At 63.0% G+C, this 13868-nt stretch carries 12 protein-coding genes; 5 read left to right on the top strand and 7 right to left on the bottom strand.

The genetic code is table 11. The features are described 5' to 3' along the window. Positions 1-37 precede the first annotated feature (37 nt). Positions 38-676 (top strand): TetR/AcrR family transcriptional regulator, encoded by a 639-nt coding sequence (locus tag QRN54_RS27465; protein WP_030536301.1) that lies wholly within the window; start codon positions 38-40, stop codon positions 674-676. Positions 677-747: 71 nt separating this feature from the next. Next, positions 748-1722 (top strand): ABC transporter substrate-binding protein, encoded by a 975-nt coding sequence (locus QRN54_RS27460; protein WP_204855504.1) that lies wholly within the window; start codon positions 748-750, stop codon positions 1720-1722. A 2-nt stretch (positions 1723-1724) separates the two neighbouring features. Here the strand turns inward: QRN54_RS27460 and QRN54_RS27455 are convergent, their stop codons facing one another. From QRN54_RS27455 to QRN54_RS27435, 5 genes are read right to left on the bottom strand one after another with little or no spacing between them, the layout of a single operon-like run. Then, positions 1725-2765, bottom strand: a complete 1041-nt coding sequence (locus QRN54_RS27455) for an ABC transporter substrate-binding protein (protein WP_007728999.1) — start codon at positions 2763-2765, stop codon at positions 1725-1727. Then, entirely contained in the window at positions 2762-3613 is an 852-nt protein-coding gene (locus QRN54_RS27450; protein ID WP_050794099.1) for an ABC transporter ATP-binding protein, read from the bottom strand. The genes QRN54_RS27455 and QRN54_RS27450 overlap by 4 nt, the downstream gene beginning before the upstream one ends. 23 nt (positions 3614-3636) lie before the next feature. After that, positions 3637-4686 (bottom strand): iron-enterobactin ABC transporter permease, encoded by a 1050-nt coding sequence (gene fepG / locus QRN54_RS27445; RefSeq protein ID WP_003946259.1) that lies wholly within the window; start codon positions 4684-4686, stop codon positions 3637-3639. Further along, entirely contained in the window at positions 4683-5810 is a 1128-nt protein-coding gene (locus QRN54_RS27440) for a Fe(3+)-siderophore ABC transporter permease (protein WP_003946222.1), read from the bottom strand. Before QRN54_RS27440 ends, fepG begins: the two co-directional genes overlap by 4 nt. Next, positions 5807-6694 (bottom strand): siderophore-interacting protein, encoded by an 888-nt coding sequence (locus QRN54_RS27435; protein WP_285183489.1) that lies wholly within the window; start codon positions 6692-6694, stop codon positions 5807-5809. Before QRN54_RS27435 ends, QRN54_RS27440 begins: the two co-directional genes overlap by 4 nt. Before the next feature lie 257 nt (positions 6695-6951). Between QRN54_RS27435 and QRN54_RS27430 the strand changes: the two genes are divergently transcribed. Further along, on the top strand, positions 6952-8610 hold the full coding sequence (locus tag QRN54_RS27430) for an ABC transporter ATP-binding protein (RefSeq protein ID WP_003946218.1): 1659 nt from the start codon (positions 6952-6954) through the stop codon (positions 8608-8610). Beyond that, complete coding sequence (locus QRN54_RS27425; RefSeq protein WP_083058291.1) at positions 8607-10364, top strand: ABC transporter ATP-binding protein; 1758 nt, start codon at positions 8607-8609, stop codon at positions 10362-10364. Before QRN54_RS27430 ends, QRN54_RS27425 begins: the two co-directional genes overlap by 4 nt. A gap of 43 nt (positions 10365-10407) precedes the next feature. On the opposite strand, the gene QRN54_RS27420 is transcribed toward QRN54_RS27425, so the two are convergent. Further along, the gene (locus QRN54_RS27420) at positions 10408-11232 is read right to left on the bottom strand and encodes a helix-turn-helix domain-containing protein (protein ID WP_003946247.1); all 825 of its coding nucleotides are present in this window, start codon (positions 11230-11232) and stop codon (positions 10408-10410) included. Between the two features lie 139 nt (positions 11233-11371). Here QRN54_RS27420 and QRN54_RS27415 point away from each other — a divergent pair, with 139 nt between their 5' ends. Continuing rightward, the gene (locus tag QRN54_RS27415) at positions 11372-12862 is read left to right on the top strand and encodes an acetyl-CoA acetyltransferase (protein WP_070159697.1); all 1491 of its coding nucleotides are present in this window, start codon (positions 11372-11374) and stop codon (positions 12860-12862) included. A gap of 80 nt (positions 12863-12942) precedes the next feature. On the opposite strand, the gene QRN54_RS27410 is transcribed toward QRN54_RS27415, so the two are convergent. After that, the coding region (locus QRN54_RS27410) for an HNH endonuclease signature motif containing protein (RefSeq protein ID WP_285183487.1) at positions 12943-13868 on the bottom strand (926 nt) is incomplete at its 5' end.

The following is a 13868-nucleotide window of genomic DNA, read 5'->3' as shown; positions in this document are numbered from 1 at the left end:
TCCGATTGAGTAAACCATGCATTGCTAGCCTGTGGGAATGGCGAAAGAGAATGCGAGCCTCCCCGGACGCGCCCGAGAAGCCGCAGACAACGACGTCACCGTACTGCGAGCAGCGCGCGAGATTTTTGCCGAACAGGGTTGGAATGCACCGGTATCGGCAATTGCCACCCGGGCCGGAGTGGGAGTAGGCAGCATCTATCGCCGATACCGAGGCAAGGAGGAACTGGCGCAATCCCTGCGCGTCTGGGCGATCGACCACCTCGCCACCCTCGCCCGAGAGTGCATGAGCACCGCGAAAACCGATGAAGCCGTATTGAAGACGTTCTTCTCGCGATATCTCACCGAATCAGTGGGACCGCTCATTCCGGTCCTCGGCGGCAAGTTACCTGAACACGCCGAAGTCACTCGTGCCGCCGAAGAATTGGAGGCCGCACTGCAATCGATGGTCGACGTCTGCATCGACGCTCGCGAAGTCCCGCCCGACTTCACTGCTGCAGACGTCATGCTCATGACAGTGCATCTGCGGCCGACTCTGCCGATCGAGGGTGATCGAGCCACCGAAATACACACGCGCTATCTCGACTTCATGCTCGACGGACTTCGTGGCGGAACACCTCGACCAACGATCACTCCCCCGTCCTGGAGCGAATGGCTTCAGATGTGGCAGGGCAACTGACCCCGAGAACACCCGAATGACATGTCAGGTTAGGCTTACCTAGCTTATTTCGCCATGTTCGGAAGGTTCTCATGAAAATCAATCGCCGGCTCGCCGGCTTCGCCGCACTACCCGCCGTCGCCACGCTCCTACTCGCCGGTTGCGGAAGTAGCGACGCAGCGCCCTCTACCGAGACCAGGTCTGCCGACCAGTCCTGGAGTTACACAACGGGATACGGAAACACGATCACCCTCGACCACGCCCCGGAGCGGATCGTCGTCGACGCGTACTCCGCTGCGGCTCTGTGGGACTACGGCATTCGGCCGGTCGGCATCTTCGGTTACGGCGTCAGCAATCCAGACGTCACCGATCGCGCTGACGAGTCGACGATGACCGTCGTCGGCCGTGAAGGTGAACTCAGCGCGGAAGCTCTTGCGGCGCTGGACCCAGACCTGGTCATCGGGTACGGCAACAGCGACGACCCGACACGATGGACTTGGTGGGACGAGCCGATGGGCAAGACCGTCAACAATGTTGCACCGTTTGTCGGCGTCAAGTTCTCCGGAGCCTCGACACCGGACGTGTTGAACGAGTACGCCTCACTCGCCGAAGCTCTCGGCGGGGACACCGACACAGTGGCAGCACGCGAGGGCAAGGAAGCATTCGAATCCGGTGCAGAGCGCATCCGAACTGCTGCGGCCAAGGTCGACGACATCGAAGTCCTCGCCCTGAACGGTGACAGCTCCGAGTTGTACGCAGGCACAACGGCGCTCGCTCAGTTCGGTTACCTGAAGGAACTGGGCGTGAAGTTCACCGGTCCGGGAGGCGACAAGGGCTGGGCCGATCTCAGCTGGGAACAGGTACCGGATTATCCGGCGGACATCGTGTTCCAGTTCGCGAAGTCGGCAGAGGCATTCGCGGCATCACCTGTGTTCGTCAAGCTGCCCGCGGTGACCGCGAACCAGGTGATCGACTTCGACGACAAGCGTCCCAACACCTACGCCAATTACGGCGCCTGGTTCGAGCAGGTTGCACAACTACTCGACCAGGCCCGCAACGTCGCCTGAATTTACTGCCCAGCAGTGATTCGTCCGGCCGCTTCCTCGAGAACGTCGAGGAAGATGGCCGCGGTGAGCGCAAATCCTTGGTTGTATCGCGCGTCGCTGGTCAACACGTTGCCCGCTTGGACTGCAGGCAACCGCTGCCACGTCGGCTGCGTCTTGATCGCGTCGAGCGCTTCCTGATCGCGTGCTTGGGCGATGATCACATCCGCCGGAGCCAAGGTGTCGAGTTGCTCGAACGACAACTCGAACGAGTTCTCTGCATTGTCGTCGTCACGGAAAAGCACGTCCAGGCCGGCATCGAGTGCAACACTGATTCGCAGATTCCGCTGATGCACAAGGAAGCCCGTCGGGGTCTGAACGCCGAACACGATCTTCTTTCCGCCCAGCTTCTCCTGCAACATCGGTCGCAGTCTCGCGAGCTTGTCGTCGTACTCCGCAATGGAAGCCTCGGCGATCGTCACCCGGTCGAGCTGGCTCGCCTGCGCCATCAGAGCACCTCGCCAGTCGACCGGGTGCCCGGCAATCGGTTCGACGTCGTCGCCGACGACCAACAGCGGCGCGATGGAAGACAAGCGCTCGGTGCCGTACCAGTCACTGGTGTATCCGATCGCAGTGATGACGATCAGATCGGGCTCGAGAGCGAGCAGAGCCTCGAAGTTGGTGGAGAAGTCGCCGGCGACGTTGACGAAGCTCGCGTCCTCGATGGTGCGGCCGGGAAACTGGAATCCTGCCTTGGCGTCGGGGAACCAGAAGTTGCCCGATCCGACGATCGGGTAGTCCATCATCATCGCGAATTCGAGGTCGACGCGGCCGTCGAGCACCACCACACGCTTCGGGTCGCGCGGAACGTCGCCACTGAACTCGGCCCACGTGTACGGGAGAGTGTCACTGGCAGAGTCGGATTCGCCATCGGAGCTTCCGCAGGCGCTCAGCGCCAATGCTGCAGCCACACCAGCTGCGCCACCGAAGAATCGGCGTCGCGAAATGCGGTCGACGATCTGAGCCCACTCCGTGTCGGTAACCTGCGCATCCAGGACGAGTGTCATACCTTTGCTCCTTCGATGTTTCGCTGACGCTCGCGTCCCAGCGGAATGACCAGCGGTGTGTGGGAAACCGGATCGTCGATGATGCGGCACGCCATGCCGAACACCTCCTGCACCAGTTCTTCGGTGATGATCTCCGCGGGCGGGCCCTCGGCGACCACCGCGCCGTCCTTCATCGCGATGATGTGAGTTCCGTAGCGGCACGCGTGATTGAGATCGTGAAGCACCGCCACCAGCGTGTGTCCGTCGTTCTCGTTCAGATCGCGGCAGAGTTCCAGCAGTTCGATCTGGTGCGCGATGTCGAGGAACGTCGTCGGCTCGTCCAGTAGCACCAACGGAGTCTGCTGCGCGAGAACCATAGCTACCCAGACACGTTGGCGCTGACCACCGGACAGTTCGTCGACCGGCCTGGCCGACAGATCCGTGACCTTGGTTGCCTCCATCGCCTTGATGACGGCGGCCTCGTCCTCTCGGGACCACTGGCGGATCAGCTTCTGGTGCGGATAACGCCCTCGCGCAACCAGATCGGCGACTTTGATTCCGTCCGGCGCGATCGACGTCTGCGGCAGAAGCCCGAGTCGCCTCGCAACTTCCTTTGCCGGGTACGACGTGATCGCCTTACCGTCGAGAAGGACCTTGCCGGTGGTCGGCTTGAGCAACCGGGACAGCGCACGCAGAAGCGTCGACTTGCCGCAGGCATTGGGACCGACGATGACGGTGAAGCCACCGTCGGGGATTTCGACGTCGAGGTGTTCCGAGATGACGCGCTTGTCGTAACCGATCGTGACGTCCTCGGCGCGAAGCCGATTCGTCCTTTCGACCACGACGGCGGCCGTACTTGTCTCGTTCACGCTGTTCCTCGTTCCTTCACCGATCACTGCTTACGTGCCTCTCGCGCGAGAAGCCATACGAAATAGATGCCACCGATGGAGACGGTGACGACGCCGACCGGCAACTGTGTCGGCGCGAAAGCTCGCTGCGCCACCCAGTCGCTGACCATCAGCAACGCGCCACCCATTGCTGCCGACGGCAGCAGGGTCACTCCGGCACTACCGGTCAATCGCCTCACCAACTGCGGAGCCGCAAGAGAGACGAACCCGATGGGACCGGCCGCTGCTGTCACCATGGCCGTCAGGGCGACGCCGAGAACAACCAGGGAAAGCCGCGTGGGTTCGGCCCGGACGCCGAGCGCCTTGGCGGCGTCGTCGCCCATCTCGAGCATCTGCATCCGCCTGCCCAACACCAGGATCAGCGGAACGAGGATGGCCAGCACGACGACCACCGGCCACACCTGAGTCCAGCCGAGGCCGTTCAACGAACCGGCACCCCACACTGCGGCAGCCATGGCGTCGTCAAGTTTCGCCTTGAGGATCATCCAGGTGTTGACCGAGCCCAACATCGCGCTGATGGCGATACCGACGATGATCAACCGGAATCCCTGCACACCTCGCTTGTACGCAAGGAGATAAACAACTGCTGCGGTGGCGATTCCGCCCACCAGAGCACCGACTGCGATCTCGTAGTAAGTACCACCGATGAGGAGGATGACCACCAGAGCGCCCGTGTACGCACCGGAGTTGAAGCCGATGATGTCCGGGCTACCCAACGGGTTCCTGGTCAGCGATTGGAAGATCGCACCGCTCATACCGAGCGCCGCACCGAGCATCAGCGCCAACAGAACTCGGGGCAGACGCCATTCCACGACGACCATGTGGATACGCGCGGGGGCTTCGCCGAACAGTGCACCGAGGACGTCCCCGATCGGCACTTGGTAGTCACCACTACCGAGCGCGATGACACCGATGGCCAATGCAAGCGCAACGAGGACGAGGCAGACTGTGACCGTGCGGACGTCGATCCGCGCGGACCAGCCTTCTTTGGGTGAGCGCACCACCGTGGTGGCGCGCCCGAAATCGATGCTCACAGACCGCTCACCTTGCTTCGACGCACCAGCATGATCAGCACCGGAGCGCCGATGAAGGCCGTGACGATGCCGACCTGAAGTTCACCCGGGCGCAGCACGATTCGGCCGACGACGTCGGAGAAGAGAAGAAGAATCGGCGAGCACACCAACGTGTACGGGAGAATCCATCGCTGATCCGGTCCGACGAACCATCTCGCGACGTGCGGAACCATCAAACCGACGAATCCGATCGGCCCGGCCGCAGCTGTCGCCGCGCCGCACAGCAATGTCACCGCGATGACACCGAGGATGCGAGTACGAGTGATGTTGGCACCGAGCGAACGTGCCAGATCGTCACCCAGGGCCACCGCGTTGAGTTGGCGCGCCAACGCGAGCGCCAGGAAGAGCCCGATGAGAATGAACGGTGCGACGGCGAGAACGATTTCCAACGAACGCCCGCTGAGTGAGCCGGCATTCCACTGGCGCATCTGGTCGAAGGCGGTCGGGTTGAGCAAGGTGATCCCGGACGAGATGCCGCCGAGCACGGAGCCGATGGCAACACCGGCAAGCGTCAGCCGAATGGGCGTCGCACCACCTCGACCGATCGAGCCCAGCGTGTAGACGATCGCCGTGGCTATCACCGCTCCGAGGAACGCGAACCAGATGTACGACCAGATGCTGGTCAGGCCGAAGACCGCGACGGCAACGACCATCGCGAAGCCCGCGCCGGCATTGACACCGAGAATTCCGGGATCAGCCAAGGGATTTCGTGTCATCGCCTGGATGAGGCCACCGGCCACACCCAGTGCCATACCGACTATCAGACCGAGCAGAGTACGCGGTAGTCGCAGGTCACGGATGATCACGTGATCGTTCGAGTCGTCGTAGTTCACCAGCGCGTCGATCACGGTCCCGAACGGAATGGTCTTCGATCCCACCGCGATACTCAGCAGGAGCACGGCGGCGAGCACCACCAGGCACACCAGAAGACCCGCCATACGACGAGAGTTGGTCGATACCAGGCCGTCCGGTTGCTTCTGCTTCTCGTGCAGCGACTCGTCGATCAGTTCTTCGGTGTGTTTGTCGACTGCACTCTTGTCCGCCGCACCGCTGTCGACAGCACTCTTGTCGAATCCAACGGTCACAAGCCGGCGCTCTCTAGAGTCTTCTCGACCTCGTCGCGGATCTCTTCCTCGTCGCGGTCCGATTCCCAAGCCGCATCGAGTGCCGCGCGGACACTTTCGTCGAGGGCCTCGTACTTCGCGTTCCACACCTCGGCTTTGTACGTCCAGTAGCCGATGACCTTGTACTGCTCACCCGGCAACTTCAGTTCGTGGCGAAGGTACTTGCGGATGTCACGGAGCATCGTGCTCTCGCCTGCAACCCACACGTATCCGAGTTCGGTGGGCAAGTTCATCGCGCGAACCGCGTCCGGCAACTTCGACGGTGCAACACCGTTGCCACTGCCGACCAGCCAGATGAACTCGACGTCGGCGTCCGAGGTGATCTGCTGCTTGTGAGACTCGTCCACCACCTCGACGATCGCCTTGGCCGACATCCCGGCGGGCAACTGTTCGATCAAGCGCCCGAGTGCGGGGAGTCCAGTCGCGTCGGCGACGAACACCTGCCAACGTGCGTCGGCCGGGGGCTCGTAGAGGCCACGAGACTCGCCGATCGCCAACTTGTCACCGATCTCGGCCTTCTGTGCCCACTCGCTGGCGATACCACCCTCGTGAACGACGAAGTCGATCGTCATGCAGCTGGTTTCGGAATCGAACCGTCGCACGGTGTACGGCTGGCACGGGGACGGTTCCTCTCCCTCCGGGTATCGCCAACCGCGCGGTGCATCCGGATCTTCCGCCGGAAGAACGAACTTGCCTGTAGCCGGGACCGGGAAGTGGAGGCGCAGGTATTCGTCACCGGTACCGGTGGTTTCGAAGGCGGTCAGCTCCTCCCCACCGAACACGATACGAACCATTCCCGGGGTCACGTACTCCTTGTGAAGTACCTCGCCGAACACAAGACTCACAACAATCTCCAACATCGATGGAACATGAACCGGACCCGAACACGAGGATCTATCCGACTTCCGGACATAGTTAACCCGTGCTAAGTAAGGTAGACCTTAATTTATTGCAGTGTCGTCGATGAGTCGATGCCTTCTCCGCTGCAACGGGGCCAACTACTATCGCAATTCGGCCAACGCAATACGTATGGCCTGTTCACGACAAGTATTGGCACCGGTGTGACTTCTGACTACCGCCCACGATCCCTAGCGTGGACCCAGTGCCTTCGACACCACTTCTTTCGGCCGAGACAAACGGTCCCCCAACCAGCCCGGCGATCACGCCGCGTCAGGTAATCACACGCGCGATCGCTTCCGAAGGTCGCGGAGCCAAGCTGGCGGCCGCGTCCGTCGGCTTCACCGGCCACCAGGTCGCGGAAGCGTTGGTGCCGGTGGTGATCGGTGCGGTCATCGACCGTGCTGTGGCGACCAACGATGCCGCCGCACTCGGAAAGTGGATCCTCGTTCTCGGAATTCTCTTCACCGGCTTGTTGCTCAGTTGGCGCTTCGCGGCGCGCATCTCCGATTCCGTCACCGAGCACGGAGCACATCGCTTGCGGATGGACATCGCGCGCCGAGGCCTCGATCCGCACGGCATGTCGCCGCGGCGTATGCCGGGCGAGGTCTACTCGATTGCAACATCCGACGCGGGTTCGGTGGCCGGATTCACGCACACGCTGAGCACCAAACTTGCGGCCGCCTGCGGAGTGCTGACCGCCGCGATTTCGCTACTGGTGATCTCGGTGCCACTCGGCCTGCTCGTCATCCTCGGCACTCCCCCGGTGCTGGCTCTCATGCAGGTGGTCAGTCGGCCGCTCGAACGCCGAGCCGAAACCGATCAGTGGCAGGGCGCCAAGGCCGGCGCGCTAGCCGCAGATCTACTCTCCGGACTCCGAATCCTCTCCGGAATCGGCGCCGGAGATGCTGCAGCGCAGCGGTATCGGGGAGCCAGCCGGACTTCGTTGGAAGCAACCCTTCGCGCACAGAGATACCAAGCGATGTACTCCGCCGCCAACGTTGCGATCGCCGGCGCTTTCCTCGCCGTCATCGCGTACGTGGGCGGACGGATGGCAGCGTCCGGGAGCATCTCGGTCGGTGAATTCGTTGCCGTGGTTGGTCTGGCACAGTTCCTTCGCGGTCCGTTGATCGACATCATCTACTTCGGCGCCGGCCTGGCACGGGCACGCGCCTCGGCCAACCGCGTCGCAGCACTTCTCGGGACCGGCGAGGCTGTCACTCCCGCGGGTGAACCTGTGTCCCTGAATCACTCCGAGTTCCTGACGCTGCGCGACGTCGTGTTGGCCGGAGCGTCACCAGTCGATCTCGACGTCAAACGCGGCGAGATCATCGGCATCGTCACCGAGAATGCCGCATGGGCGGATGCGTTGGTCGACGCACTGGCGCGTCGAATCGAGCCTTCGAGCGGAACAATTCATCTCGGCGACAACGCCATTCACGAGCTGCACATCGACGAACTTCGCACTCACGTTCTGGCAGCACCGCACGACGCGGCACTGTTCATCGGCACAGTCGGCGACAACATCGACGCCCTCGCACCGATCGGCAGCCGCAACGACGAGGCCATCGCCGCTGCTGCGGCAGATCAAGTGATCTCGGCACTGCCGCTCGGCCTCGCAACCCGAGTCACCGAGCAAGGGAATTCTTTGTCCGGCGGTCAGCGTCAGCGCATCGCGTTGGCGAGGGCACTGGCGAGCGAAGCTCCCGTCCTGGTCCTGCACGATCCCACCACTGCCGTCGACTCCGTCACCGAAGCGCGCATTGCTCGCGGGATCGCCGAGGTACGCGGGGCGCACGCCACAATACTTCTGACCAGCAGCCCCGTGCTGCTCGATATCTGCGATCGGGTGATCGAGCTGTGAACGAACTACTCCCCACCGCAACACCGAAACAGGCGCGGCGCGCGGCACTTCGGTTGATGGGACCCCACCGGATTTCCGCGATCGCAGCAGTCGTCACCCTGACCGCCGCGACCGCGATCGGTCTGCTCACACCGCTGGTCCTCGGCGCCATGGTCGACGCCGTGACCGACGCAGACGGCGACGCTGTCTCTCGCATCGGCACACTGACTCTCGCGTTGGTCGGCATCGCGGTTGCCTCGTCACTTCTCGTCGGAATGAGCAACTACCTACTCGCCGGCGTCGGCGAGCGCGTTGTCGCCGACCTTCGCGAAGAAGTTGTCGTCCGGGTTCTCGACCTTCCGCAGAGCGACGTCGAACGGGCCGGGCGCGGAGATCTCGTCTCCCGCATCACCGGCGACGTGCGGTTGGTGACCCGGGCCGTATCCGAAGCACTTCCGGTTTTTGCCACCGCGGCACTGACCATCGTGTTGACGCTGATCGGATTGGGTAGCCTCGATTGGAGATTCGCCGTCGCCGCGGTGATCGCGGCACCCATCCAGATCCAGGCGCTGCGCTGGTACCTCTCGAGGTCGGCACCGGTCTACCGCGAGGAGCGGGAGGCAGAAGGTGCACGTGCGCAACAGCTCCTGGACTCGCTGAGCAACTCCGACACCGTCGGATCGCTTCGCCTGGCCCAGCCGCATCTCGAACAGATCGAATCTCGATCGATGACGGCCGTCCGGCTGAGCTTGTTGACCACGCGTCTACGCACCAGGTTCTTCGGCCGGCTCAACATCGCGGAGTTCATCGGCCTGTCCGCTGTGCTGATCACCGGCTTCTGGCTGGTGAAGGACGGTCAGATCAGCATCGGTGCCGCCACCGCCGCAGCCCTGTTCTTCCACCGCCTCTTCGATCCGGTGGGCGCGGTTCTCAGCGTGTTCGACGAATTGCAGGAAGGCACAATCGCGTTGGCTCGCCTGGTCGGAGTCACGCTTGCGCCCGTGCCATCTGCACCGACCGATCCGCAGGAACCTGTCGACAGCTCAGCTTCTTTGGAACGCGTCACATTCTCGTACCGAAGCGGCGACGCTCCTGTTCTGCGAGACATCGACATCACCATTCCGGCAGGAACCGTCACCGCACTGGTGGGCGCTACCGGAGCCGGAAAATCTACAGTCGCAAAGCTGATCGCGGGAACCTACGAACCGACCGAAGGCGTCGTGAAGATCGGGACGGTGCCCCGGAACGAACTGCCACCGTCGACATCTCGGAGCGCGGTGGCCCTCGTGACTCAGGAGGTCCACGTCTTCGCCGGCACGTTGGCCGAGGATCTGCGGCTGGCCGACCCGTCGGCAACCGACAACGACATCACCGCGGCGCTCGATACCGTCGGCGCGTCGGATTGGCTGCGGGCTCTCCCGGACGGACTCGAAACCGTGGTCGGAGACGGTGGACACCGGCTGACCGCAACACAGGCACAACAACTTGCGTTGGCAAGAATCGAATTACTGGATCCGCCGCTGCTGATTCTCGACGAGGCGACCGCCGAAGCGGGCAGCGCCGGAGCCAGGGTCCTCGACGATGCCGCTCTCGCTCTGACCCGAGGTCGCACTGCTGTCACAGTGGCACACCGACTCTCACAGGCCGTCGACGCCGATCAGATCCTGGTGATGGACGACGGCCGCGTCGTCGAGCACGGCTCTCACGACGAGTTGGTCAACCTCGGGGGTCGGTATGCGGAGCTGTGGGAAGCGTGGTCCGCTCCGCGGAGTTGACCGCGACGGTTGCACCGAGCACTTCCGCCCGGTGCAACCCAACTCATGCGTGCAGAAGGTACGGCACCGATTCGGGCGCCACACTCCCCTTGTTCATCATGCTGCCGGGTGTGCGGCCGGTGACCCGGCGGAACACCGCGACAAAGGCACTCGGAGTTTCGTATCCGACCCGCCTACTGACAACCGAAACCGGCACTCCAGCAGCTAAATACGTCAATGCTGCGCGGACACGTACCTGTATTCGCCACTGCGCAAAAGTCATTCCAGTGCCCTGCGCGAACACGCGCGTCAGCGTACGGACGCTACCGCCAGCCGTCAGCGCCCATTCGGACAGCGACCGCTGGTCTGCCGGATTGGCGACCAACGCTTCGGCGACGAACAACGCTCGCGGATCGGTCGGCATCGGAACCTCCACCGCAGCAACTTCGAGCGGCTGCAACATGTCGAAGGCCACCCGCTCGGCGCGACTGCGCGCCTCGTCGGGCATGTTCCGCCGATGCATGTGCAGGAGTACCTCACGCAGGAGAGCGCTGACACCGAACAAGCCCGGAACACCCGACGGCGCGGCGTGAGCCTCGGGCCGGAAGTAGGTGCAGAAGAACTCCGTACCCGGACCTGCCTTCACGGCATGCAACGCCCCGGCAGGCAGCCACAGTCCGGCCGAAGGCGGAACCTCCCAGGTGATGCCGTCAGCGACAACCGTGAGCATTCCACCGGAGTTTCCCCAGATCAGCTCATGTTCAGGATGACGATGCGGGGCCCACTGCCGCTGATGAGAGAGCTTCAGAGTCACCGTTGTCATCGAGTAGGGGTGATCGATGGAACGCGGCCCCACGGGCACCGAAATTCTCTCTGCCACAGCTGTCATGAAGACGAGTATAGGACTTTCGTTAGGCATACCTAAATAGGAACCCGAAAATTGTTGACTGTGACCCCAGAGTTACACATACCAGGGTCCCCGATATCGTGACTGCAACTCCCGGCTACGGGTCGGCAACGAGAGGTACATGATGGTTGACGCATCACGAATCCCGGTCATCGTCGGCGTCGGCGATCTGCGCTGGAATCCTGCCGATGGGCACCGCGAACCCCTCGATCTGATTCACGACGCCACCGTCGGCGCGTTGAACGACAGTGGACACGCTGAACTGGGAACACAGATCGATTCCGTGTTCGCGATCAAGACAGTCAGCTGGTCGTACGACGATCTCCCCGGGCTGCTTGCCTCACGATTAGGCGCGACCCCCACGGTCACCTCTACCTCGCCGATCGGTGGCCACTGGCCCGCGGCACTCCTCGATCGGATCGGCGCGGCCATCGCTCGCGGTGAATCCTCGGCTGCTCTGCTCGTGGGCGGCGAATCGCACGCCAGCAGCACCGCGCTGCGAAAGTCCGGAGTCGCCCCCGACTCGATCGGGTGGACAGCCGCGCCCGGTGGGCCTCCCGGATTCGATCCGACCGACCTGGGAAGCCCCGAAATGCAGCGCGCCGGTTTCATCGTGCCGACTCGTGTCTACCCGCTCTTCGAGAACTGTTTCAGTGCTGCCGAGGGCCACGACGCCCGTGAATCGCTCGACTGGTCCGCGCGGATGTACGCCGCGTTCTCGGAACTGGCTTCGAAGAATCCCGCCTCCTGGACGTCGGAGATCCGATCGGCAGACGAGATCGGCACCGTCGGCCCCGGCAATCGGATGGTCTCCGAGCCGTACCCGCTGATGCTCAACGCCATGCCTTTCGTCAATCAGGCTGCGGCCGTTGTCGTCTGCTCGTTGTCGACGGCCCGCGAGTTCGGGATCGATGAAAACAAGCTGGTGTACCTCTGGGGCGGCGCAGGTGCGAGTGATCCGTTGGACATACTCAGCCGCAACAGCTTCGACAGCTCGGCCGCGATGCATGACGCCGTACATCGCACACTCGACGGTGCCGGAGTCGGCGCCGACGCACTCGACATCGTCGATGCCTACAGCTGCTTCCCGATCGTGCCCAAGCTGTTGATCCGCGAACTCGGACTTCCCGATACCGCGATCCCAAGCGTCACCGGAGGACACTCGTTCTTCGGCGGACCGCTCAACAGCTACACCCTGCATTCCGTCGCTGAAGTCACCAGGCGAATTCGCGACGGCGCGAACCTTGCCCTCGTCCACGGCAACGGTGGATTCCTCACCTACCAGCACTGCGTACTGCTGTCGTCCGCCGCTCACGCTGGCGGGTACGTCGGTGATCCCGACGCACGCGCGCTAACTGCGGAGGTTCCGGAACTGATCACTGATTACACGGGCACGGCGGAAATAGTTACGGCCTCTGTCGAATACGGCCGCACCGGGGAGCCTGAGATCGGGTTCGTGATCGCGGCAACGCCGGACGGCGGCCGCGTCGCCGGTCACACCGGTCCCGAGAATGCCGCCGAACTGACCCAGCTTCGCGGTGACAACCCTCCGTCGATCGGGCGAACTGTTCACATCAGCGACGAGAACGGGCGACTTACGCTCACGTTCTGACAGTAGCGTTCTGACAGTAGACAGCCGTCAGCACCGGGGCATGGTGATGCCCCGGTGCTCACGTCTTCAGTTGTCGCGGTTCACGCCGCTGTGGGTGGGCTGTTCCCGCCGATCGGCTGTTGATACGGGTCGATCGACATCGGTGGATAGAACACTGTTTTTCGGTCGGGCCCGATTTCCACCCGCCATTCGGTGTGGTGCATCGTCCGGTGGTGATGACCGCACAACAAGATCAGGTTGTCGAGATCTGTTGGGCCACCATCGTTCCAGTGAACAATATGATGGGCATCGCACCACCCCGATGGTGTCCCGCACCCCGGAAACGCACACCCACCATCACGAACCGCAAGAGCCCGCCGCTGCGGCACCGTCGCCGTTCTCGCTTCCTTACCGCACTCGAGCGGAACACCATTCTCATCCAACAAAATCCGCGTGACCGTGCAATCGCACGCCAACATCCGGGCAGTGTCGATACTGATCGGGCCCACCCAATCCGCCCACGCGAAACCCAGTTCTTCGGTAGACGGCAACAAATCCTTGAGCGCCTGCATATCCGTCATGTCTTTCGCGCTGGCCGTGACCGTGACGTGCGGTTTCACCCCGCCCTCGACCGGACCCAACCCCGCCCGCTCGTACCGGCGCAACAATTCGCAGAACCCATCCGCCCGTCGTAATGCCGGCGTGCGGGCGTCCTTGACGCCGTCCTTCTCCGGCGTCGGCGCCGACAGGCTCGACAACAACGTGATCAACCGGGCCCCGTTCACAGCATCCAGGTCGCCCTTCACGGTCACCCGCCCGTACAAGCCTTTCGAGGCGTAGAACTCGTTACGCTCCGAATCCTCACCCACCGGAACGCCGTCTTCGCGTTTGCCGTACTGCTTCTCGATCCGCCGGATCGCTGCCCGCACCGCATCACAATCGGCGATGTTCTTCGACGCCAACCCCAACAGAATCCCGCGGGCCTTGTCCACATCCGCCAGGGTCATGTTCTTCGGCGGATGCTGAC

The organism is Rhodococcus sp. MEB032, assembly GCF_030208925.1.
GTDB classification, from domain to species: Bacteria; Actinomycetota; Actinomycetes; order Mycobacteriales; family Mycobacteriaceae; genus Rhodococcus_F; species Rhodococcus_F qingshengii.
This window is presented reverse-complemented; position numbering and strand designations above follow the sequence as displayed.

Coding starts and splice junctions, on each gene's coding strand:
- QRN54_RS27465 (WP_030536301.1), top strand. CDS start 38: ATGGCGAAAGAGAATGCGAGCCTCCCCGGACGCGCCCGAGAAGCCGCA.
- QRN54_RS27460 (WP_204855504.1), top strand. CDS start 748: ATGAAAATCAATCGCCGGCTCGCCGGCTTCGCCGCACTACCCGCCGTC.
- QRN54_RS27455 (WP_007728999.1), bottom strand. CDS start 2,765: ATGACACTCGTCCTGGATGCGCAGGTTACCGACACGGAGTGGGCTCAG.
- QRN54_RS27420 (WP_003946247.1), bottom strand. CDS start 11,232: ATGACAGCTGTGGCAGAGAGAATTTCGGTGCCCGTGGGGCCGCGTTCC.
- QRN54_RS27415 (WP_070159697.1), top strand. CDS start 11,372: ATGATGGTTGACGCATCACGAATCCCGGTCATCGTCGGCGTCGGCGAT.